Origin of the sequence: Acinetobacter ihumii, assembly GCF_900625095.1 — a bacterium.
Lineage (GTDB): Bacteria > Pseudomonadota > Gammaproteobacteria > Pseudomonadales > Moraxellaceae > Acinetobacter > Acinetobacter ihumii.
In genome coordinates, this window is sequence record NZ_LR130760.1 from 2264173 (window position 1) to 2286051 (window position 21879).

The 21879-nt window shown below is 38.8% G+C and carries 23 protein-coding genes; 17 read left to right on the forward strand and 6 right to left on the reverse strand.

Translation table 11 applies throughout. From position 1 onward, the window contains the following. Positions 1-7: 7 nt before the first annotated feature. The 16 genes from E0D95_RS10625 (at position 8) to E0D95_RS10700 (ending at position 14509) form a co-directional block, all read left to right on the forward strand. Positions 8-1093 (forward strand): type IV secretion system protein, encoded by a 1086-nt coding sequence (locus E0D95_RS10625; RefSeq protein ID WP_005000437.1) that lies wholly within the window; start codon positions 8-10, stop codon positions 1091-1093. Further along, positions 1093-1881, forward strand: coding sequence for a VirB8/TrbF family protein (locus tag E0D95_RS10630; protein ID WP_005000436.1), 789 nt, complete (start codon positions 1093-1095; stop codon positions 1879-1881). Before E0D95_RS10625 ends, E0D95_RS10630 begins: the two co-directional genes overlap by 1 nt. 14 nt (positions 1882-1895) lie before the next feature. Further along, a complete protein-coding gene (locus E0D95_RS10635; RefSeq protein ID WP_005000435.1) occupies positions 1896-2633 on the forward strand; it encodes a TrbG/VirB9 family P-type conjugative transfer protein in 738 nt (245 codons plus the stop codon). Between the two features lies 1 nt (position 2634). After that, on the forward strand, positions 2635-4014 hold the full coding sequence (locus tag E0D95_RS10640) for a TraB/TrbI/VirB10 family type IV secretion system protein (RefSeq protein ID WP_005000433.1): 1380 nt from the start codon (positions 2635-2637) through the stop codon (positions 4012-4014). 15 nt (positions 4015-4029) lie between these two features. Beyond that, positions 4030-5067 (forward strand): P-type DNA transfer ATPase VirB11, encoded by a 1038-nt coding sequence (gene virB11, locus E0D95_RS10645; protein ID WP_015060713.1) that lies wholly within the window; start codon positions 4030-4032, stop codon positions 5065-5067. Beyond that, positions 5036-5365 (forward strand): hypothetical protein, encoded by a 330-nt coding sequence (locus E0D95_RS10650; protein WP_004999338.1) that lies wholly within the window; start codon positions 5036-5038, stop codon positions 5363-5365. Before virB11 ends, E0D95_RS10650 begins: the two co-directional genes overlap by 32 nt. 3 nt (positions 5366-5368) lie before the next feature. Continuing rightward, on the forward strand, positions 5369-5821 hold the full coding sequence (locus E0D95_RS10655) for a hypothetical protein (protein WP_004999340.1): 453 nt from the start codon (positions 5369-5371) through the stop codon (positions 5819-5821). A gap of 81 nt (positions 5822-5902) precedes the next feature. Continuing rightward, positions 5903-7150 carry a lytic transglycosylase domain-containing protein gene (locus tag E0D95_RS10660; RefSeq protein ID WP_017480463.1) on the forward strand — a complete coding sequence of 416 codons (1248 nt, stop codon included), beginning with the start codon at positions 5903-5905 and terminating at the stop codon, positions 7148-7150. Next, positions 7147-8664 (forward strand): type IV secretion system DNA-binding domain-containing protein, encoded by a 1518-nt coding sequence (locus E0D95_RS10665; RefSeq protein WP_015060710.1) that lies wholly within the window; start codon positions 7147-7149, stop codon positions 8662-8664. The genes E0D95_RS10660 and E0D95_RS10665 overlap by 4 nt, the downstream gene beginning before the upstream one ends. A gap of 18 nt (positions 8665-8682) precedes the next feature. Next, positions 8683-8883 (forward strand): hypothetical protein, encoded by a 201-nt coding sequence (locus E0D95_RS10670; RefSeq protein ID WP_004999346.1) that lies wholly within the window; start codon positions 8683-8685, stop codon positions 8881-8883. A 44-nt stretch (positions 8884-8927) separates the two neighbouring features. Next, positions 8928-9638, forward strand: coding sequence for a lytic transglycosylase domain-containing protein (locus E0D95_RS10675; protein ID WP_017480462.1), 711 nt, complete (start codon positions 8928-8930; stop codon positions 9636-9638). A gap of 10 nt (positions 9639-9648) precedes the next feature. Next, entirely contained in the window at positions 9649-9942 is a 294-nt protein-coding gene (locus E0D95_RS10680) for a TrbC/VirB2 family protein (protein ID WP_017480461.1), read from the forward strand. 11 nt (positions 9943-9953) lie between these two features. Beyond that, entirely contained in the window at positions 9954-12665 is a 2712-nt protein-coding gene (locus tag E0D95_RS10685; protein ID WP_015060708.1) for a VirB4 family type IV secretion/conjugal transfer ATPase, read from the forward strand. Beyond that, positions 12662-13303: a TrbJ/VirB5 family protein gene (locus E0D95_RS10690; protein WP_004999358.1), complete on the forward strand. Its 642-nt coding sequence runs from the start codon at positions 12662-12664 to the stop codon at positions 13301-13303. Before E0D95_RS10685 ends, E0D95_RS10690 begins: the two co-directional genes overlap by 4 nt. Positions 13304-13365: 62 nt before the next feature. Continuing rightward, positions 13366-13827 carry a hypothetical protein gene (locus tag E0D95_RS10695; RefSeq protein WP_015060707.1) on the forward strand — a complete coding sequence of 154 codons (462 nt, stop codon included), beginning with the start codon at positions 13366-13368 and terminating at the stop codon, positions 13825-13827. Positions 13828-14026: 199 nt separating this feature from the next. After that, the gene (locus tag E0D95_RS10700) at positions 14027-14509 is read left to right on the forward strand and encodes a thermonuclease family protein (RefSeq protein WP_015060706.1); all 483 of its coding nucleotides are present in this window, start codon (positions 14027-14029) and stop codon (positions 14507-14509) included. On the opposite strand, the gene E0D95_RS10705 is transcribed toward E0D95_RS10700, so the two are convergent. From E0D95_RS10705 to tyrS, 3 genes are all read right to left on the reverse strand, one after another. After that, positions 14506-15387 (reverse strand): hypothetical protein, encoded by an 882-nt coding sequence (locus tag E0D95_RS10705; protein ID WP_228258850.1) that lies wholly within the window; start codon positions 15385-15387, stop codon positions 14506-14508. The two genes, E0D95_RS10700 and E0D95_RS10705, sit on opposite strands and share 4 nt — an antisense overlap. Positions 15388-16000: 613 nt before the next feature. Further along, positions 16001-16264 (reverse strand): hypothetical protein, encoded by a 264-nt coding sequence (locus E0D95_RS10710; protein WP_130803785.1) that lies wholly within the window; start codon positions 16262-16264, stop codon positions 16001-16003. A 356-nt stretch (positions 16265-16620) separates the two neighbouring features. Beyond that, a complete protein-coding gene (gene tyrS, locus E0D95_RS10715; RefSeq protein WP_130803786.1) occupies positions 16621-17853 on the reverse strand; it encodes a tyrosine--tRNA ligase in 1233 nt (410 codons plus the stop codon). A 61-nt stretch (positions 17854-17914) separates the two neighbouring features. Here tyrS and E0D95_RS10720 point away from each other — a divergent pair, with 61 nt between their 5' ends. Beyond that, on the forward strand, positions 17915-19045 hold the full coding sequence (locus tag E0D95_RS10720; protein WP_130803787.1) for an anhydro-N-acetylmuramic acid kinase: 1131 nt from the start codon (positions 17915-17917) through the stop codon (positions 19043-19045). A 62-nt stretch (positions 19046-19107) separates the two neighbouring features. Here E0D95_RS10720 and erpA read toward each other — a convergent pair whose 3' ends face one another. From erpA to E0D95_RS10735, 3 genes are all read right to left on the reverse strand, one after another. Next, positions 19108-19443 (reverse strand): iron-sulfur cluster insertion protein ErpA, encoded by a 336-nt coding sequence (erpA, locus tag E0D95_RS10725; protein ID WP_130803788.1) that lies wholly within the window; start codon positions 19441-19443, stop codon positions 19108-19110. 122 nt (positions 19444-19565) lie between these two features. Next, positions 19566-20570, reverse strand: a complete 1005-nt coding sequence (locus E0D95_RS10730; protein WP_130803789.1) for a putative solute-binding protein — start codon at positions 20568-20570, stop codon at positions 19566-19568. A gap of 279 nt (positions 20571-20849) precedes the next feature. Further along, the gene (locus E0D95_RS10735) at positions 20850-21854 is read right to left on the reverse strand and encodes a putative solute-binding protein (RefSeq protein WP_130803790.1); all 1005 of its coding nucleotides are present in this window, start codon (positions 21852-21854) and stop codon (positions 20850-20852) included. Positions 21855-21879: the final 25 nt, after the last annotated feature.

Consider the following 21879-nt stretch of genomic DNA (forward strand, 5'->3'; position numbering starts at 1 on the left):
GGTCACTATGAAAAAGATTATCTATGCTTTCTTGCTTCTGTTTAGTTTTTTTAGCTTTAGCTCGGCTTATGCGGTCGATAACTTTACCAATCCACAAGATTTAGGCAATGGCAGTACACCTACTGGGACGACTGGCGGTTCTAACGGTGCGTATAACTCTAATCAAATATCGCAGAATGTATCTGAAGTTACCAAAAATGGTATGTCTGAATTAGACAAGGTTGTTGATAGTCTGATTACTGGTGTTGATAAAAACATTAAAGACAATTTGCAAGGTTACTATCAGAAAGTCACAGCTCCAATCATTCCAGTTTTTGCAGGCTTTATCATTATTTGGATTTCGTTCCAAGCTATTAAAATGATGTTAGGCATGGCTGTAGAAATTCAGGGTGTGATAGCCACTTTCGTTATTATGCTGTTGATTTGGTCAATCGTATTTTCATGGGATGCTTTCTTTCCATACGTTGCTGAAGTATTCCTCGATGATGTACCGAACCTGATTACTGAAATGACAGGTACAGATTCAAAAACAACATTGCAGTCTTTTGTATCTATTATCTTTGAATCTATCGCATTAGCTTTTAATAACATTGATACAGGTATTACCAATGTCGTTTCGGGCTTCTTCTTTGTCCTGATCTATAGCTTGATTTTTGGTTTAGCCTGCATTGTCTGCGGTTTATTCTTCTTAATTTGGATTATCTGTAAAGTCATTATTGGCATTCTAATCGCAGTTGCACCGATTTTTCTTGCATGTGCAATGTTCCCTGCAACTCGCAGATATGCCACAAACTGGCTACAAGCAATTTTAACCCCTCTTGTTGTTCTTCTTTTGCTGATTGTGAGCTGTGACTTAGTGCTTACTTCAGTTGTCGCAGGCATTCAAAACCTTAATGAAAACGGCAGTACGTTTACTGGGGCTTTCATCATGGTAATTGTTTTGATCGTTGTTATTGGGCTGTTTTGGCTTGTTCCAAAAATTGCAATTTCTTTGGTCGGCAGTGGCTTTGAAGCTTCAACCAGTGCGACTTCAAGTATCACCAGTTCAGGCACCAATATGGTTAAAAGTTTTGGTCGTGGAGGTAAACGCTAATGACACCACAAGAAAAAGCGCAGTTAGACGCTCAAATTAAAGAGATTCAAGACAATACTAAAAAGTCTGAAAATCGTAACGGTAAAATCACTATTTGGGTTCTTGGTTTGGCGACCGTTCTAGGTATAGGTAATGTTGCTCAAGGTATCGCAATTAAAGGATTAACACCTTTAAAACAACCAGTTCCTATGATTGCTGTAATTGATTCTGAAACTGGAATTATGACCAGTGTAGAAAAGTTTGATTCAACTACTGACCCTAAACTTATTGAAAAATTAGTGACCTCCTACTTTTGGGACACTATCAGCAATCGCTATGGCTATTACGGCAAAGTTGGTAAAGACCAACTTTCTGCACAGTACAGCAAAGCTTCTATTTTCTTAGATAGCCAAGATCGTACCGACTTTGAAAATGAAGTTAGCGGAATGAATCAAAACTCACCTTACAACCAACTAGGTGAAACTGGCTCAATCACTCCTAAAGTTATTGCTGTCAACTTTCTTGGCAACAATAAAGTTCAAGCCAACTTTAAAACAACCGTTATTAAAGGTGCTGAAATTCGCCAGTACAGCTACACAGTGACGGCTGACTATATCACTGACAACTTTGACGATCTCAACGTAAAAGATCGTTGGATTAACCCATTTGGCGTGAAGTTTAAGAACTGGAACTTAACGCAAAACTCATCAAATGATGCGTTAGTTACTCAAAACCCAGTTACTCAACCATTGCCTAAACCTGAAGCAAGCACTGCTTCTGAGCCTGTGGCACAGACTTCTAATAATTAATAAGGTAATCGGATATGAAAAAGACCCTTATAAGCATTTTACTTACAGCAACGTGCATTGCTTCAGCGCCAACTTTTGCTCGTCAAATTCCTGTTGGTTTGAAAACGGATAACCGCATTAAAGTTGTTCCGTATTCTGAAAGCCACGTTGTTGAACTATCAACGACTTTTGGTATTTCAACTACTGTCGAGTTTGGAAATGAAACTATCCAAACTGTTGCTTCAGGTGACACGATTGGATGGCAAATAATCCCACAAGGTAATCGTCTATTCATCAAGCCTGCGGAAAAACCACAAGCAGGCATGAACCGTACAAACTTAACCGTAATCACTGATAAGCGAAATTATTACTTCAATCTATTCAATAGTTCACAACCAGTTTATGTACTGCGCTTTAACTATGCAGATGCCAATAGAACTAATCGTTTATTGGCACAACAAAATGCACCTCGTCCCGCTTTAGGTGAACTGCCTATGACAAGCCAAAAATGGGGAATGGATGCCACTAAAAGCAAATCTATTAAAGTTCTTGGCGTAAGTGATGATGACCAATTCACATTTATTCGTATTGCGAAAAATTCACCTCGTCCCGCAGTTTATGCGGTTAATGGTGAGGGATACGAAGAACTTACCAACTCAAGACAAGAGGGGGATGTAATCGTGATTGAGAAAGTAAACGATGCTTTCACTCTGCGACTTGGCAAAGAATACGTTTGTATTCTCCGTAAACCTGAAGTGATTGGAGGAAAATAAAATGACAAATGAAAATAAAAATTTGGGTAACGATGACTTTAAAACCCAAGATAACTTCAGCACTGAAAATCATGTTTTCCATGATGAAAAAAAAGAACATGGTAAAGATGATTTTGAACGTCAAGATGCTTTTGAGAATAAGCCTAAAACGTCTGTTAAAAATATAGACATAGGCAAATTGGTTAAGTTCGGTGGCTTACTAGCCCTCATTATTGGCTTGGTAATTTTTGGCGTTTATCTGAAATTGCAAAAGAACAAAGAAAGCCGTGTAGAAAGCGGTGTAGAAAGTGCTGTTGCTAAACCAGTAACAGGGATGGACGGCAGTAATTTTAATGGCATGGATAGATTCGGATTCGGAAATCCGCAACCAATCCCAACTGCGACTACCCCTGACCCTGTAAACCCTACTGAAAAAAGCCCTGAACAGCTCGAAATGGAGCGTCAATTAGCTGAACAGCAACAACAACTAGCAATGCAACAAGAGCAGGCTAGACAAGATGCTATGGCTAAAGAACAAGCCCTTTTAAACGCCCGCTACAAGTCTGGAATCATGGTTAATGAGAATGGCGGTAAAGGTGGCGGTGTTAGCCCTAATGGTGATGCTAGTGCAATGGCAGGCATACCGCCTGAACTTGCACCGTTATTTATGGGTATGCAAGCTTCACAACAATCTAATGCCAATGGCAACCAAGCGGGTGCAAGCAATGTAAATCCACGCATTGCAAATAGCACTGCGGGTTCTATGGGTGGTCGTTTTGATTCAAGCACTTCTAATCAAAAAGCGCCTATTGCTCATGCAAGTTATAACGCTGATCGTAGAATGCTTATACAACAAGGCAAGATCGTAGATGCAGTTTTAGAAACTGCTGTTAAAAGCGATTTACCAAGCAACATTATTGCTCGTGTAACTAATGATGTTTATAGCGAACAAGGACGTAATCGTTTACTGCCTGCGGGTACTCGTTTATTCGGTCAATACTCATCAATTGTTAATGACGGACAAGCAGAAATCGGGGCGGTTTGGAATCGTGCAATCACACCTAATGGCGTAGAAATTATGCTCGATAGCCCAAGCACTAACAGTCTTGGTATCGCAGGCTTAGGCGGTAAAGTGAACAACCATTATGGGCGCATATTCGGAACAGCTACTTTACTTAGCATTATTGGTGCGGGTGTAAGTAATGCAGGTGTTAGCAGTAGCGACCAAAACAATGCTTCACAGACTTATCGTACTGAAGTTGCAAACTCATTCGGCAATCAAGCTGACCGTGTTCTACAACGTAACTTGTCAATTCCTCCGACTATTACAGTCGCTCACGGCACACGCATTAAAGTTCTAGTTGCTAAAGACTTGGACTTTTCAACTATTTTAAACCAATAAGAAAGGCGCTTAATTATGTCAATCCTTGTACTTGAAGATTTGAAAAAAGCTTTTGGTGATGATCTTGATAATGATCAAATTACTGAAATTTCAGTTAATAAGCCTTTGGAATATTTCATTGCTATGAAAGGTACAAGGGACATGATTAAAAAAGAGAATCCTAACCTTACCTATGCGCTTTTGAAGCGATTAGCCGAAGGCATTGCAACTGAAACCAATCAAACAATTTCAGAAGCACAGCCTTTGCTTTCTGCTCAAATTGCATCACCGCAACATGAGGGTTTATTTTTCCGTATTCAATTTGTCCGTGACCCTGCCGTAACTGGCGGGTCGATCGGCTTATCTATTCGTAAACCAAGTATTTTAAGTCTGCCATTTTCAGCTTATGAGGAAGTTTTAAATTCTGTTGAACCATTTGCAAAAATCACTGCAAAAGATCAAGAGCTATTCGATTTATACGAAGCCCGAAACTTTCATGAGTTCATTCGTAAAGCGGTGGGTTATGAAAAAAATATCATTATTTCTGCGGGTACAGGTTCAGGAAAAACAACTTTTTTTAACTCCATTATTCATGACTGCATACCACTGGGCGAACGACTAATCACTATTGAAGATGCTAAGGAGTTACGCCCTCCGCATGAAAATACGTTGCAACTTTATTATTCAAGAGGTGGACAGGGTAAAGCTAAAGTCGATGCACAGTCATTAATGGAAGCTTGCCTGCGTTTGTATCCAAAACGCATTTTACTGGGTGAGATTCGAGGTGCTGAAGCATTCACTTATTTAAACCTAATTTCTTCAGGGCATGGCGGTTCAATTGCGACATTACATGCCAATGACCCACTTAATGCTATTGAGCGTTTAACGCTTATGGTTCTTATGGCAGGCACTACATTAACCAGTGACCAAGTTAAATCTTTTGTTAAACAAAGTGTAGACATTATTGTTCAACTTGGAAGAACAGAAACAGGCGGTTATGGCTGTTCAGCTATTTATTTTAAAGCTTATGAGGATTTCAAAAATGAAAAAACACATTTTTCTAGCGTTGCTTAGTTTAGCTAGTGTTGCCTGCTCATCTAAGGGCTTGGACGGACAATACAATCGTATTGATCAAACAGCATTTGAGAAAGAACAAGGCATGAGTAGCGGGCTTATCGTTGCCAATAAAGGTACTCAAGTTACCTTAAAAAACTCATGGGGTGATGTTGCATTATCGGCTGTAGAGAAAGATAAAAAAATGGTTGTTCAATATAACAATCAAGACGCTTTCTTAATGGAACAAAAGGGCGGTGTTATTACTCTGACCGATGTTGATAACCCAAGCCAAGCATACAAATTTAAAAAGGACTAAGCCATGAAAAAAACAACTATTGCTCTTTGCGCCTTAATTAGTTTGTCTGCTGAAGCACAGTTACCGCAGACATTTACCCAAGTTCTTCAGTCATTTGCTCAAAGCAATAAATTAACTTATGTGCCTGAAGCTCCCAATCAAGGGAACTATGTCACTTATAAATTTTCAAGTGATGCCAGTTGCCAAAACGAAGCATGTGCCGATCTTAAAGTTTATTACAGCATTGACCCTGCTTGTGTACCGCAAGAAGTGGGGTTATTTGGTGAATTGCCAGTAAGCATCCCTAACGCAAAAGCATTGTTTGTATCTCCGACCATTTCTGACAATACAAGCCAAGCTCACGACTTCATGCGAGTTCAAGCAAATGGCGGGTGCTATGAGTTATCAATGGGTGAACAAGGCTCACACTATAAAACCTTAGTTGATCTAGCTAACCGTTTGGCTGTGGCTAAGTGATGAAATAGCAACGGGCCAAGTTTAAACAGGTAACGTAGTTCCTGGTTAAACTGTCCTCGTTGCGGTAGAGGAATAATGAAAATGAAATTAAAAAAACTATCGCTACTGGTACTGGTAGGTTTAAGCGGGGCAACTATTGCTTCAAATTTACCTTACAACGATATTGTGACTTCAGCTTCAGCTAAATATGGATATGACCCGCTTTTAATTCATGCAGTAATTCAAAAAGAATCTTCGCATAACAATACTGCTAAGTCAGGCGTAGGCGCTCAAGGTTTAATGCAACTTATGCCCGCAACGGCTCGTTCTTTGGGCGTTACCAATCCCAATGACCCCACACAAAATGTTAATGCGGGTACTCGTTACCTGAAGCAATTAAATCAGCAATTCGGCAACATGCCCCATGCACTCTATGCCTATAACTGGGGTATGGGTAATTTACGTTCGTATCTGAAAGGTAATAAAAAAGTTATGCCTAAAGAAACGCAAGACTATGTGCCTAAGATCGCCCAGTTTTATAGAAATTATGGCGGTACTGGTTCATATTTTGGTGGCAACGTAATTAAAGGCGGGACTACTTCAGGTGGCAAGCCTGCAACGACTGGCATAGAAAACAGTAATCAGAAGAAGATACAAGCCAAGCTAGAAACACAAAGCGCATGTAAGCCTGTAAAGCTACCTGAAGCAGAACAAGTTGATATTGATTCACCTATCAACCTACCGCCTGTTCCCCCTGTAACTGGTGGCGTAGGTAAAACAGTTTTTGACCCGACAAAAAATGCCGATGCAGTTCTACAAGTTCAAGAATTAATGAAGCAGATTCAAGTCTTGAAAGGGCAATATGACAGTGTGACTAAAGGGCTTGCAGGGCTAGGACTTCTTACCAATGTGATGCAAATTGCAGGCTTTGAATTGCCTAATGGCTTTGATGCTCAACCGACTAATATTTTCAATACACCTAAAGAGCAAAACGCCTACAACGAATTGCAACGTCAAATTGCGACCAATACTGGTGTATATGCAAGCAAGGAATTGGCACAGATTCAAAACATAACTGCAAGCCGTGTAAACACAGCTTATGTAGACGCTGAAGTAGCTTGGACACAAGTAAATTGTAATATGCAAAACCTAAAGTCGTTGGCTCAAGTAAGTACCAATACGTTAAAGCAATCAAAAGACTTGGCGAATGCCCTTGCTATTGAAAACAGTATGTTGGTAGCCAATCAAGCGAAGCTTAAAGCTAACATGCTCATGATGCAGTCAAGCATGGATTCTTATAAGGTCGCTTCCCATCAAGCCGTTCAAAAATTCTTGGGGACAGTAAAATGAATGATCAATCGCAAAAAATCTTCGGTCACGCTGTTTTAGCTGTTGTAATCACTGTGATTACAACATGGGCTATTTTTTTACCGAAGTTTTTTATTATCCCAAAAGATCATAAAGTCCAAGCTATTCTTTATGCAATTCCATTGACGTTTAAAACGCCTTTATACGTTTTAATATTGCTGTTGGCTTTGGTTATTAGTAGTGCTTTGGCTTGGTTTTATTTTCAAAACAATAAAACACCTTTTGGGGGCGAAAGATACGTTCGTGTTCTTCGGGGCTTGCAATTAGTAAGCCCATTCAAATTAAGAAGAATGACCAAAGAAAAAGATTACCAAATCCGTTTTTGCGGTATGCCTGTTCCTAAAGATTTAAAATATAAACACTTCCTTTTAACTGGTGGTACTGGTCAAGGTAAGTCAGTTTCAATCAGTGATTTTTTAGATTCTTGTGTTGCTGATTCTCGCAGTAAAACCCGCTTAATTGTGGTTGACCCTAACGGAACTTACGCAAGTTTATTTGCTAAGAAAGGTGATGTTATTTTCAACCCTTTCGATGCTCGATCAGTCCATTGGTCAGTGATTAATGAAGTACAAAATTCTTATGACATTGAAACATATTCAATGACAATCATTCCTAAATCTTCAGACGCAAATCACGAAAATTTTAATACGATGGCTCGTACTATTGTTAAGTCTGCCATGACCAAAGTTTTAGAAATGGATGAACTTACTAGAGAACAGCAGACACAACAATTTTTAGAAATTTTATTAATTTCAAGTGACGATAAACTCAAAGAGTTTTTAGTAGGTACTCAAGCTTACAGCTTACTTGGCAACTCTGAATTAGTCGGTACTTTACGCAGTATTGTTACTACATATTTAAGCCCTCACACTCATTCTAAAATTGGTGATTTTTCGTTTAGGGATTATTTAAAGCATGGTACTGGCAATATTTTTATTACTTGGCGTGAAGATCAATTAACTGCATTGCAACCATTAGTTAGCTGTGCGACTGACGTTATTTGTAGTTCTTTATTATCTGACTTTGATAACTATTCTGATTTTATATTCTGCCTAGATGAACTCGGCTCTTTGAACCGTTTATCGTATCTCGAAGCAGTATTAACTAAAGGACGTAAACATAGACTTATTGCTTTAGCAGGCATTCAAAGTCTGGCTCAATTAATCACGATCTATGGAGAAAAATTCTCTATTACGCTACGTGGTTGTTTTTCTTCTTTTGGTGTCTGTGCTGTCAACTCTCAAGACACTTATACACCCCAAGAATATGAAAAAGCTTTCGGTGCAATTGAAGTATTAAGGAAAATGAAATCTGCAAATAAAGATTCAAGACCTGAACTTGTAAAAGAAAAAGAAAATGTAGTTAAAGCTGAAGAAATAAGCAGTCTTAAACCTCTGCACTTTTATATGAAGTTTTCAGGACATTACCCGCCAACTTTAGTAACGATGAAATACCGCACCTATGCTAAAGTTTCGGATTCTTTTTTGGCTGTATAGAAATTTTAGGGACAAGTTATGAAACGTGAACAACTTTATGTAAGTGATGAATTTTTCGCAGAAATGGACGAACACTTTTTGAGATATAAGCGTGGTGAATTAAAAGTTCCTGAAGAATTTAAGAACCGCAGACTTACCAAAAACTTAATTTATCTTATCGCTTTAGACCAGTTCTTTAAAGAGAAACATAAATTTTCAAATAGACCATTTATTGATTAAGCTAGTAGAGTTATACTGTTATAACTCTATAAGGAATAATGACAATGTTTAAAAAACTTATAATCGGTTTAGCTTGCAGTACGCCACTGTTTGTATATGCGTCACCTTATGATGATCTTATTCACAAACATTCTGTAGCCAATGGTTTAGACCCTAATTTAGTAACGGCAATTATGGCAAGAGAAAGCGCCTTTAAGCCAAATGCTCGATCACATAAAGATGCTAGGGGTTTGATGCAAGTCATTCCCTCTACAGCTCGTTTAATGGGTGTAGACCCTAGCCGATTATATGAACCTGAACAGTCTATTATTGCGGGTACTCGTTATCTCGCTTTCCTGAATAAAAGATTTAATGGTGATCTTACAAAAATGATTGCTGGATACAATGCAGGGCATGGGGCAGTTGAAAAGTTTGGAGGTATTCCCCCTTACCGTGAAACACAAAACTATGTACGCCTTGTATCCAGTAAATACCAAACACTAAATGGGGGTGGTTCATTTAAAACTTACACTGCAAATAATAACCCTACTGAAGCCAGTCGAAAAAGTGACATTCTAGTTCTCGCTTCATGGCAACAAAATCAGTACCCGCAATACTCCGCAAGTCAAAATCAAAGTACAGAAAACAATAGCTATTCAGCACAATCTGAACCTGTGCGCCTGCGTGTAAATAATCAACCAAGCAATCAACCAAACGTGCAACAAGCATCGTTTGTTCAAACTCTTAACAAAGGGCAATACGTCCAAGTATTTTAAGGAATAGATCATGAATCTTTTAAATAAACTCAATCCTAAGCAATACGCAATTGTCTTATTTGCTGTTTTTTATGCTCAATTGGCAAATGCTGCGTTTGGTCAAAAATTTGCTCAAAAGCTTAACCAATTTAATGATGAATTAGTCATTATCGCAGCAGTCGCTTTCGTGACTGGTGTTATTTGTTTGGCAATCACAATGCTTGGCGGTGGTAGTGAGAAAGTTAAGCGTTGGGGTATCGGCTTAATCGTTGCAGGTATCCTTGTTTTCGTTGCCCCTGATCTTGGTAATTTCTTCTTTAACTAAATAGGTGAGCCATGAGCAAAACCACTGAAAAAAACGAAGAAAAAGACTTGCTGTTTGCGGGTCTTGCCCGAACTGCAAGGGTGGCAAATATACCTGTAGATATTTTCACTTACTTTTTCCTAATTTGTGGTTTTGCTACGTGCTTTTTAGCACTAATTGGCAACCTAAAATTAGGATTAATAATATCGGGAATAATCTATTTATTGTTGGTTGTAGTGACCTACCAAGAAGATAGAGGGATTCAATATTTATGGTTTTCGATCAAACGTAGACTTCAGCGAACTAAAGTTTTTGGTGGCTATAGTTTTGATTCTCACGCAAAAGCTGACGATAAAAATATTGAATATAGTCAAAAGAAATTAGCGGGTGCTGAACAAATGGAAATCAATAATTTACCTTATCTAAGCCCAATCAATGAACATGATATTAAGCTAGTTAATGGTGATATTTTTACGGTTTTAAAAATTACTGGCTTTCCGTATGAAACTAAAAGCTATGCTCAATTAAAGACTTTAAAAAAATATCGTGCAGATATGTTTAAACAACTTGGCTCTCGTTTTGTTGTTAGCGTTTATTATGATCGTCACGAAGTTAAAACCGAAATACCGCCTGCAAATGGCAATGAATTTTCAGATAGTTTTAACCAAAAATATTATGAAAAACTATCTAATGAACGCATGTTTCAAAATGATATTTATGTGTCGTTGCTTGTCCGAAAATCTAACCCAAGTGACCCGCCTTTAACTCGTCTTAAAAATCTGTTTTTCAGAAGTGATAATGAAGAACAAATGATTGCCGAATTAAATAATGCAGTAAGTATGTTTAAAGAGTATCTGCAAGATGCGAACCCAAGACAGCTAGGCACTTATTCAAAAGATAGCGTTTTGTATTCTGAAACAGTGAATTTTCTCGGTTATTTATTAAACTTAGAAAAAGCAGAAATTCCACTTCATCCAACTGAAATCAGAAACTACTTAGGCTATACACGTAGAGTTTTTGCGCCTGATGGAACTATTAAATTCTATCACCCAAGCGGTGAATTAACGGCAGGGGCAATCTATAGTTTGCCTACTCCTAGCTATCCAGAGGGTAGCGATCACACCATGTTAGATGAATTTCTAAAAGTTGATCATCCTTTAATTATTTCTCAAACTTTCATGATGATGGACAGACGTAAATCTATCAGCATGAGTACAACTCGTCAGAACCAATTAAAAAATGCTCAAGACAAGTCAGAATCTCAAATTGAAGCGATTAATGTTGCCATTGATGACTTAGCTTCAGGGCGTATCTTAAACGGCATTTATTCATTAAATGTTTTAGTTACCTCTAAGACCCCATCTGAATTTAAAGAAGCAATGCAGAAAACTAGCGGGGCATTTCAGCGCAATCACATGATACCTAAAAAAGAAGATTTAATTTCTGAACCTACTTTTTACTCTATGTTGATTGGCAACTATCACTTACTCCAAAGACCCGCAACTATTAACACGACTAACTTTGCGGGCTTTGCCAGTATGCACAATAGTTCTACTGGCAAAAAAGATGGCAACCATTGGGGTGAGAATGTCATTCAGCTTAAAACGACAAGTAATACGCCTTACTACTTCAATTTCCATGAACATGATGTAGGTCATACTCGTATCACGACTGGTACTGGTGGCGGTAAGACTACTGTAATTAATACGCTTTTGACTGCTTCAGATAAGTTTAAGCCTTATATTTTTCATTTTGATTTTGAATATTCAGCTTCAGTTTGGATTAAAAGCATGGGCGGGCGACATACTGTTTTAAGTGAAATGGTTAAAACTGGTTGGAATCCATTGCAGTTAGATGACACGGAACAAAACCGTTTGTTTCTAAGAAATCTATTTTCTTTTATGGCTCAAGACTACAACGATAATGGTAATCCAAAGCCTTTAAGCACTGCTGAAGAAAACAAGATCAAAGACGTTGTAGATGCTGTTTATAGCTATGAAAAGCACCTTAGACGGCTTAGAAACTTTATTGGCTTGTTTGGTATGGCTGAAGATAACAACATGGCTGAACGCATGTCAAAATGGGTTAATGATGGGGTTTATGCCAATATTTTTGACAATGAAAGTGACAATTTCTCAATTGATGGCGCTCGAATTTTCGGCTATGAAATGAAAAATGTCATTGATAATGATGTGGTGTTAGGCGCTATGTCTATGTATATCTTCCATCAAATTGATATATCCATGTCTGAGGGCAAGCCCTTTATTGTTGTTGTCGAAGAAGGTCAAAGATATATCAGCAATCCGATTAACTTAGCATGGCTTAAAATCATGCTAACCACGTACCGTAGACGTAACGGTATGATGATCTTTGTTACGCCAACGCCTGAAGTCATTACAAGAGATGACGATCTGATCGGGCAGTTTAAAACATCAATTCTATTGCCGAATGATAAAGCGAATGTCGCTACATATATGGGTAATGAGAAAAATAATGGCTTAGGCTGTACTCAAGCAGAATTTGATTGGGTTGTGAATACACCGCCTTATTTACGCCAATTTATGATTAAAAACTCGCATGATTCAGTTATTAGCAAATTAGATTTAAGCAATATGTCTGAAATTATCCCAATACTTTCAGGCAATGAGTTAAGACACAATATTCTTGAGGAAATATTGAGTAAAGATGAAAACTTGACCTACTCCCAGTGGGTACACGAATTTAACGAAAGGGTGAAATCATGAAAATGAATAAAATAAAAATGTCGGCTGTAGCTTTTGCTTTAGCCTTTACTGCCAACACAGCAAACGCTTGGGACGTTGTATTCGACCCGACAGCCGTTGCAAATATGGTCAAGCAATTGGTTCAAATGCAACAGCAATACGAGATCATGAAGAAACAATATGAAAGTACGACTGGTAATACTGGTATCGGAACTTCAGGCGTTAAGAATGTGCAAGACGTTGTTTCAGGCTCTTGGCAAGACGTAGTAGCCAATCAAAAGACTGGCTCATTTGGTAATGCTCAAAAGGCTTATGACAAAGTGCTTACTACCATTGGTTCAGATGGTATGAATCAATTGCTAGGCAATGATCAATACAAGCGAAATTACAACACGGTTAAGACTGGCTTTGCTTTCAGTGATGCTTCCTATAATGCTTTAAATGAGCATGTAGCAAACTTAACCACACTGAAGAACAAAATTAACTCGACCCGCAATATTAAAGAAGCCCAAGACTTAGCAAATGCCATTGCTATTGAACAAGGTTATATCAACTCGATTGGTGCTAAATTGTCGGCTGTTCAAACTAACCTTGCATCTAACAATGCTTCAAGCGGTGTGACCAGTACGCAAAGCTTTAAATCGTGGTTTGGTAACTAATTTCATCACAAGCTAACAATTCAGGTTGTTAGCTTTTTTTTGTCTAAATTTTAGGATTATCTATGAAAAAAATCATAATCCCTGTATTAGCCTTAATCGCTTTCAATACATACGCTGAAACAGCACAGAATGGCACAGAAACGCCAGTTGCTATAGAGGCTAGTCATACATCACTGACCACTAAAAAAGGCGAAATAGAGGTTAAAAAAGACGGAAAAACTGTATCTGTTTCTAAAGTACCTGAAAGCCCTTTAATTAATACAGTCACAACTACACAAACAACTTCAAAAGCGCCTGAAGCTAAAAAAGTAGTAAAAGAGATCCAATCTGAATCAGTCAAAGAACCTGTAGTGATTTATCAAGCCAGTGAAATTATGCCTGAGCTTAGTCAAGCCGATCTTGACTATATCAAGGCTGTAAATTCAAACGATAAAATCAACTCAATTGAAAGCAAGATCGTTAATAACGAAGCGATTAGCAAAGAAGAATTGAAGATTTTACGCCAAAAGAATCCAAACTACTGATTGACCTTTTTGACAATTTCCTCGCACTCATAACCCACTTAAATCATTCAATAAAGTAGATGCCTGGTTAAGACTGCATACTTGCAGTTTTGACCAAGCATCGGGATATGATTTTTCACAGTAAGAGTTTTAGCACGTATGGACCAAGCAATGAAGTTGCAAGTCCATACGTGCTAAAACGGTTTTATGGTGAACCAAAATGAATAAGCTTTTTTGTATTACCCTTTTTTTGTTTTCAGCATACTGTCACGCTGATTATTACGGCAAAGTCACTTACGTTTTAGACGGTGATACTGTGAGTATCACAAAACCAAACAACACTAAATGGCGGGTTAGACTGTCATTCATAGATGCCCCTGAAGTTGCCAATAATGCTAAAAATTCGCCTACACAGCCTTATGGTCAACAATCGAAACAATATTTAATGTCTATGGTCTTAAACAAAACGGTACTCGTTAAAGAGCATGGAACTGATAACAATGGTAGGTTTCTTGGTGAGCTGTACTTGAATAAATTAAATGTGAATAAAGCAATGGTCGCCAGTGGCTACGCTTGGGCTTATCGCTACAATCTTCCTGATAGAACATACATAGATTTAGAGAATAATGCTCGATCAAAAAAAATCGGGTTATGGAAAAGTCCTAACCCGATTAACCCCTATGACTGGCGAAAGAAATATTAAAATTTCATGCCTGAAGTGGGCTTATCCTGCTTTGGGCTTGACTGGCTTAACTCCTGTACCCTTGAAGCAGATAAAGATTTAAATGTTGTTTGCTGTGCTATCACTCTCTGATCTACAGCCTGTTTTACTTCAGGATTGGTTTCATAGCGTTTCACATATTGATCACCATAGCGGGCTTCAACACTTCTGATTTTTAACTCTACATTTGAATTGTTATGAACGCCTGTTGCATAGGTTTCACCTTTTTTAGTTGTGTGACCTGTGATTTTAATTTCAGCGTCTTTAGGTAAATTAGTGGTTTTAAATAAACCATCTTTTTGACTGTATGCTTCATTGAGCTTGATATAGTCACCATGAGCAACGGATAGCCCATTAGCTGACTTAGCAAAATCAGCACCCAATTTCCCCTCTTGCTTTAGCTGTATTCGGACTTCTTTAATGATTTGGTGTTTATCTAGCTCTGGGGCTTTGCTTTGAAATTGAGATACTTCAGCCTTACTATCTCCTTTCACTTCAGGCGCTTTAGGTTTATTTGATAGCTGTTCATCTACTTTCATTAAAATTTTATTTTCAAGGTTATTTAACTTTTCTTTAACCTCCATATAAACCTGTAATGCCGTAGATTCAGGTTGTTTTGAATCATGATTACCGATCGGCTTATCGAGCATCATTTCATTTTTAGTAACATTGATTAACTCAAGATGATCTCGATTTTGACGGAACATAACTAAATTGTCCTCGCCATCAACTTTGATATTTTTAGATAAATAACCATCTTGTTTTTCAAAATCATCTTTGGCAACAAGTAAGTTGCTAGTTAAGTTACTGACTATTTTTACGTCCATTTTCTCACCTGTACTTTCATCAACTTGGGTCACTTCACTAACCAGTTTTTGATTATTCAATTTAAGTCTGTCACTTTCCTGAAGCCCCTTTACAATCTCAACAGAGGTGGTCCCACTTGTTTGAACAACTAAAAGCGTATTTATAAGTGATATTCCGCTCTAGTTAAGCCACCTTGTTTTGTTGGGGTAGCTGATCATAGTAAAACTCATTTGGTGTCATTTTGTCTAGTTTCCTGACTTAAATTTCGCTCAAATAAACTTCGAGTAATTTAAACCAATTCATCAATGATAATTTATCAATCAATCAATCAGTAAAAATCCACACAAGTTGTTCTTCTTCAATTCTTAATGATCTTATTACTACCTCGTCAGTAGTAATTCAACGCAATACTATACCCTCAAATCTTAGCCCTAAACCAAGATCTTCTCGTGTATCGCGTCGGGATGCTGCGTATTCTATACAGTTTCATAACGAACGCAAGCCCTGAAAGCATTTATTTTACATGGTTGTGGTTTTTTTCAGCATTTTTCATTCGCTCGATCAATCTACAAGCAAAAACGAGCTATTTCTTATACAAAAACAGAAAAGTACATCCTCATGATGTACTTTTGCTTTAGGTCAAACTTGATTTATCTCGAATCAGGTTTAGTGAATGTGATAGTTTCCGCGCACATCAATCACTTCTCGAATCATTTGTTGTTTACCCACATAACTTTCGCTTAGAAAAAATAGTTTCGCCCGATGCGGCAATCTTGCCATAATCATGCTAAATAATTGGTAGTGTTCTATTACATCTAATTTATCTAAATAGTAATGTGCCAATAAGCAATGTTCTTGTTCTATGAGATCCGGATCGGTATCGAATAAAAAAGTAATCAGCCAGTTGAGGTGTTGTTGATCAAATCCCATGGATAGGTCTCCTCTTTTTATTTAGCAATCATGAAAGTGAAACAATATGATTTCGTTGGCAAGGGTTAAAGCATTGTATTTTGGTGTTAGCTCGTCTCCTCTCCTTTACGTTTTTAATTTAATCAATTTACTTATACCGTAGTTTTTTATTTTTTACAGGTCTTTGTGGTATTTTTTAAGCTGATTTTACGTGACCTAAAGATTTCAGTTTAACGATTCATTATATTAGAACGTTGTCATGCTAAGCATAGCGTTCATGACGATTGTTGTACAAGTGACCTTCACAATTTTACAAATCAATTCAATGCGATCAATCAAAAGTAGGGTCTTACCTACTTTTGATCTGATTTTTAAACTTAGTCAGTAAATGTGACTCGCGCAATCGCTTTTTTTCCAGCCTGAATAATATGGGTACAATTTTCTTTCACAGAGAAATTTGCATCGACCACATTCCAGTCTACTTTCACTGCCCCACGTGCCACAGCATCTTTGGCTTGTGCTGCATTTTTGGTGAGTCCTGCCAAACGTAGAATAGAGGCAATAAAGATTTCACCGCCAAACTCAGCACGGGAAATAGTGACTTCAGGCGTATCTTCTGGGATTTCACCCTCAGTAATAATATTGCCGGCCCCTTTATGTGCGTTGGCAGCCGCTTCTGCACCATGAAAACGTTCAACAAGTTCAACAGCCAAAATTTTCTTAAGCTCTTGAGGATTACGTCCTTCTGCCATTTCTTTGAGCAGCCCCTGAATCTCATCCATTGATTTAAAGCTGAGGAGTTCAAAATAACGCTCAATTAAGGTGTCAGGCATGGACAACAATTTTTGATACATCGCACCCGGTGCATCAAACACGCCAATATAATTGCCTAATGATTTAGACATTTTATTAACGCCATCCAAACCTTCCAGAATTGGAACAGTGATACAGACTTGTGATTCTTGTCCGTAACGACCTTGTAAGGTGCGTCCCATCAGTAAGTTAAAGGTTTGATCTGTTCCACCTAGCTCTACATCTGCTTCAAGGGCAATCGAGTCATAACCCTGTACCAATGGATATAAAAATTCGTGAATCGCAATCGGTTGATGGTTGTTATAGCGTTTAGTGAAGTCATCGCGCTCTAACATGCGTGAAACCGTTTGCTGACTCGCCAATTGAATCAAATCTGCCGCAGATTTTTGATTAAACCATTCTGAGTTAAAGCGCACTTTGGTTTTATTTGGATCAAGAATTTTAAAGACTTGTTCCTGATAAGTTTTCGCATTGGCCTCAACCTGCTCACGGGTTAACGGCGGACGCGTCGCACTTTTACCCGTTGGATCACCAATCATGGCAGTATAATCACCAATCAAAAACGTCACTTCATGACCCAAATCCTGAAAGGTTTTAAGCTTATTAATTAAAACCGTATGACCCAAATGTAAATCTGGCGCAGTTGGATCAAAACCCGCCTTGATTTTCAGCGGGCGATTTTCTTTGAGTTTCTTAAGCAGATCCTCTACAGAAATAATTTCATGAGTGCCTCGTTGAATGAGGGCAAGCTGTTCTTCAGCAGGCAAGAAATTTGACATCACAAAACCTAAACACATCAGTTATTCAATTTGTGCGATATACTAACACTTTTTCAGCATATTGCAGGTGAAGTTGTACATGACGGCGATCTATATTGGGGTAATGACCGGCACCAGCATGGATGGAGTCGATTTTGTTGCGGCTTCCTTTGATCCACTTCATCTGCATGCAACGCTCACCATTCCTTTTGACCCTGAGCTGCGCGATGAGTTGATGGCTTTGACTTTACCTGAAGATAATGAAATTGATCGAATGGGCAAAGCCGATGTCACACTGGCCAAACTCATTGGTCATGGCATTAATGCGCTGATTGAAAAAAACCATCTTGATCGAAATCAAATTAAGGCGATTGGTTCACATGGACAAACCATTCGACATCGCCCTGAACATGGCTTTACCTTACAAATTGGTGACCCAAATATGATTACTGAAATCACAGGAATTCCTGTGATTTCTGATTTTCGTCGTCGTGATATGGCGGCTGGCGGTCAAGGTGCTCCCCTTGTTCCAGCATTTCATCAGGCTATTTTTCAGCACGCCAGTATTCATCGTGTCATTTTAAATTTGGGCGGCATTGCCAATGTCAGTTTACTGCCTGCCGGAAATCCAGAAGCTGTCTATGGCTTTGATACCGGCCCTGCCAATATCTTAATGGATGCATGGTGTGAGCGTTACACGGGTCATCCTTATGATGAAAATGGCAATTGGGCAGCGTATGGACAACCGATTCGCAGTTTGCTTGAACGTTTACAGTCACATGAATTTTTTTCTAAAGAACCACCTAAAAGTACAGGTCGTGAAGATTTCAATATCGATTGGCTGGATGATCAATTGGCCGACTGGCGTAATGATGAGCTGGAATATGATGAATTGGAAGATGTGCCAGAAAATGTACAAGCCACTCTTTTAAAACTGACCACCCGCGCAATTAAAAAAGCCATTTATCGTTCAGGTCTGGATACAGGTGAAGTCTATGTGTGTGGGGGCGGTGCTTATAACTCACATTTATTGGAACAACTCCGCTGGCGATTACGTAAGCACAACTGGTCGGTTCAAAGTACCAGTGTGTTAGGTTTATCACCTACATGGGTCGAAGCGACAGCATTTGCATGGCTTGCCATGCGCTTTATGACCCAGCAAAGTGGCAATTTGCCTTCTGTGACTGGAGCTCAAGGCTTTCGTGTTTTAGGAACCATGACCAGTGTTTAATTCTATAGCTGTTCGATTCAATTAAAAAAATCCCCTACCGGGGATTTTTTTATAGTCAAGGCTTAGATCGAGAATGAAGATCCACAACCACAGGTGGTGGTTGCATTCGGATTCTGTACGATAAAACGAGAACCTTCCAAACCCTCGATATAATCAACCACTGAGCCCACCAGATATTGATAACTCAATGAATCGACCAGCATGGTGACATCACCATTTTCAAACTTGGCGTCATCTTCATTCATGCTTTCTGCAAAATTAAAGCCATAAGAAAAGCCAGAACAGCCACCACCCGTCACATAGACTCGCAGCATTAAATCCTGATTCCCTTCGCTATCGCGGAGTTGACGCACTTTTTTGGCAGCATTATCTGACATAACAAGAGCTTGGGCATTCATGATGGGCATTCCTCAACCTAAATCTGACGTCTTAAAAAGAAAAAGACCATATATAGTATAACATATACCATATAGGGTCAGTCTTCGAAGTTTAAACTTTATTCAGAGTATTTGTATCAGGATTATTTATAATTTTCATCCTGCAAAGCACATTCAAAGTTCTTCGGATTTTCTTTACAACGGAACTGCCATAGCAGTTTCATCATGCGTTTGTCATAAATGCCTTTACTTGTCAGATTGATTCGTGATTCACGCATTAATTTTTGATAACCCGGTTTATCGGCATCAGGTACTTCCATCCAGTATTTTTGTGGAATGTCCGCTTTCATTTTACCTAAAATAGTAAAGGCTCTTGGCAATTGACCTTTGACCCAGTCACGTGACTTTTGACCAAAACCTGCTGGAAATTTGTCTGGACGAATAATCAAATTACCAGTGACCTGTAAAATGGGATAATTGACAATCGCACCTTTGGTACCTAAACCTTTATGTAACTCCAGTGGTTTAAACGCAGCAGCAGGCGCACCAATAATATCGACCTGACGGTTGTTAAATTTGGCACCAAAATTAGTCACATCCGCACTGACGGCCTGTGCTCCAATTTGCTGCACCATAATCTTTTGTGCTTCGTCATAATCAAGCACTGCAATTTTCTTACCTGCCGCTTTGGCGACTGTATTAATGCTACGATCATTGACCAGCAAGTAAGCATCGCCCACAGGGATGACACCCACCACTTCATATTGACCATGTGTCATATATTTGGCGAAAGCTGGACTGGAGAGACCCTGCATGATTTTAACTGCTAGTTTTAAATCAGTAATCGCACCAATCGCATCCAGTGAACCTGTAAAGGTATTAAACTGACGACCACGCATTCCTGTGATACTGACCCCGTCACATTTTCCTGCCTTGAAGTCATCGGCAATCACGCTTTCATTTTGACCGACTTTCAGCTCAATATCAGCCCCCCAGCTTTTGGCGGCCAGTTGATAATCTTTCATCAGATTATAAACGTCACCATTTTTACCGACTAAATCAAAGACACAAATTGTTTGCTTCGCTTGTAGACCCATTGATGCTGCCATAAACGCAGTACTCAAGGCGAGAGTTTTTGACCATTTCATAGATGATGTTCCATTATCACGTTTATTGTTTTTTTGGCTCATGATTCCATACGATGTTGAATCATATGTTGTCCCAATCCAGTATACCTTTATAACTTCACATACTTCTGTTCAGCATTCATCCCCAATGCAGTAGAGATTCAGTTCACAGATCCATGTGAATATTATAAGTTTTATTTAGCTTAATCTTTTTTGAATTGGCTTCAATGGCTAAATTGACAGTAAGCTAAAAATAAAAAACCCGAAATTAATTTCGGGTTTTTGTGTTAAAAATCAATCTTATTCACCAGCCATCGAACATTCAAAATTGGCTTTATCTACCGAGCAACGTGCTTTTTTCAATACTGACATCATGCTCGCATCATACACACCACGTTTGGTCAAATCGATACGACCATCACGAAGAAGTTTTTGATATTTGGTTTTGTCTTCCGCAGTCAAATTCATTTTGTATTTTGCAGGAATTTGCGCTTCAAGACGGTTAATCATTGCAAAGCTTTTTGGTAACTGTTTAGTGAACCAGTCACGTGACTTTTGACCAAAACCTGCCGGGAATGCATCTGGACGAAGCACCAAATCCGCAGTGACATGCAATACAGGGAAGTTCATCATCGCGCCATTGGCACCCAAACCTTTGTTCAACTCAAGTGGTTTGTAGGCATAAGCTGGTGCACCAACCATATCGACCTGACCATTATTGAATTTCGCTGCAAAGTTTGAAATATCAGAGAGAACGGCTTGAGCACCGACACGTTGCACCATAATTTTTTGTGCATCGTCATAACCCAATACTGCAAATTTCTTACCTGCTGCTTTTTCTACAGAGTTAATGCTTTTGTCACGTACAAAAATGAAGGCTGAACCCAATGGTGCAATTCCTGCGATTTCATATTTCTTGCCGCCGAGATTCGAAGTCAATTTCGATGCGTTACGTGCATCCAGAACATAAGTAATGGCACGTTGTGCAATCTGATTATTCGGTACACCGCCCAACGAGTCGATAGAACCTGCAAACTTGTTGTATTGACGCGCACGCATGGCAGTCATGCTCACCGCATCACACTTGCCTGCTTTAAAGTCATTGTCCGCAACAGCCTCATCCTGACGAGGCACCAAAGTAATATCTGCACCCCAGCCTTTTGCAGCGAGTGCCCATTCTTCCATCATTTTATATGACTCGCCTGATTTCCCTAGCAAGTCAAATACACATACAGTTGCAGCTTGAGCTGTTACCGAAAAACCAGCAAGTGTTGTAGCGGCAAGAGCGAATGCAATTTTTTTCATATTTTTTGTCCTTTGTAACAAATTT

What these genes read in the sequence shown, in the direction of transcription:
- E0D95_RS10650 (WP_004999338.1), top strand. Translation starts at nt 5,036, where the DNA reads ATGAAAAAACACATTTTTCTAGCGTTGCTTAGTTTAGCTAGTGTTGCC.
- E0D95_RS10675 (WP_017480462.1), top strand. Translation starts at nt 8,928, where the DNA reads ATGTTTAAAAAACTTATAATCGGTTTAGCTTGCAGTACGCCACTGTTT.
- E0D95_RS10670 (WP_004999346.1), top strand. Translation starts at nt 8,683, where the DNA reads ATGAAACGTGAACAACTTTATGTAAGTGATGAATTTTTCGCAGAAATG.
- E0D95_RS10700 (WP_015060706.1), top strand. Translation starts at nt 14,027, where the DNA reads ATGAATAAGCTTTTTTGTATTACCCTTTTTTTGTTTTCAGCATACTGT.
- E0D95_RS10720 (WP_130803787.1), top strand. Translation starts at nt 17,915, where the DNA reads ATGACGGCGATCTATATTGGGGTAATGACCGGCACCAGCATGGATGGA.
- E0D95_RS10695 (WP_015060707.1), top strand. Translation starts at nt 13,366, where the DNA reads ATGAAAAAAATCATAATCCCTGTATTAGCCTTAATCGCTTTCAATACA.
- erpA (WP_130803788.1), bottom strand. Translation starts at nt 19,443, where the DNA reads ATGAATGCCCAAGCTCTTGTTATGTCAGATAATGCTGCCAAAAAAGTG.
- E0D95_RS10655 (WP_004999340.1), top strand. Translation starts at nt 5,369, where the DNA reads ATGAAAAAAACAACTATTGCTCTTTGCGCCTTAATTAGTTTGTCTGCT.
- E0D95_RS10685 (WP_015060708.1), top strand. Translation starts at nt 9,954, where the DNA reads ATGAGCAAAACCACTGAAAAAAACGAAGAAAAAGACTTGCTGTTTGCG.
- tyrS (WP_130803786.1), bottom strand. Translation starts at nt 17,853, where the DNA reads ATGTGTTTAGGTTTTGTGATGTCAAATTTCTTGCCTGCTGAAGAACAG.
- E0D95_RS10665 (WP_015060710.1), top strand. Translation starts at nt 7,147, where the DNA reads ATGAATGATCAATCGCAAAAAATCTTCGGTCACGCTGTTTTAGCTGTT.
- E0D95_RS10660 (WP_017480463.1), top strand. Translation starts at nt 5,903, where the DNA reads ATGAAATTAAAAAAACTATCGCTACTGGTACTGGTAGGTTTAAGCGGG.
- E0D95_RS10635 (WP_005000435.1), top strand. Translation starts at nt 1,896, where the DNA reads ATGAAAAAGACCCTTATAAGCATTTTACTTACAGCAACGTGCATTGCT.
- E0D95_RS10625 (WP_005000437.1), top strand. Translation starts at nt 8, where the DNA reads ATGAAAAAGATTATCTATGCTTTCTTGCTTCTGTTTAGTTTTTTTAGC.
- E0D95_RS10680 (WP_017480461.1), top strand. Translation starts at nt 9,649, where the DNA reads ATGAATCTTTTAAATAAACTCAATCCTAAGCAATACGCAATTGTCTTA.
- E0D95_RS10630 (WP_005000436.1), top strand. Translation starts at nt 1,093, where the DNA reads ATGACACCACAAGAAAAAGCGCAGTTAGACGCTCAAATTAAAGAGATT.
- E0D95_RS10735 (WP_130803790.1), bottom strand. Translation starts at nt 21,854, where the DNA reads ATGAAAAAAATTGCATTCGCTCTTGCCGCTACAACACTTGCTGGTTTT.
- E0D95_RS10640 (WP_005000433.1), top strand. Translation starts at nt 2,635, where the DNA reads ATGACAAATGAAAATAAAAATTTGGGTAACGATGACTTTAAAACCCAA.
- E0D95_RS10730 (WP_130803789.1), bottom strand. Translation starts at nt 20,570, where the DNA reads ATGAAATGGTCAAAAACTCTCGCCTTGAGTACTGCGTTTATGGCAGCA.
- E0D95_RS10710 (WP_130803785.1), bottom strand. Translation starts at nt 16,264, where the DNA reads ATGGGATTTGATCAACAACACCTCAACTGGCTGATTACTTTTTTATTC.
- E0D95_RS10690 (WP_004999358.1), top strand. Translation starts at nt 12,662, where the DNA reads ATGAAAATGAATAAAATAAAAATGTCGGCTGTAGCTTTTGCTTTAGCC.
- virB11 (WP_015060713.1), top strand. Translation starts at nt 4,030, where the DNA reads ATGTCAATCCTTGTACTTGAAGATTTGAAAAAAGCTTTTGGTGATGAT.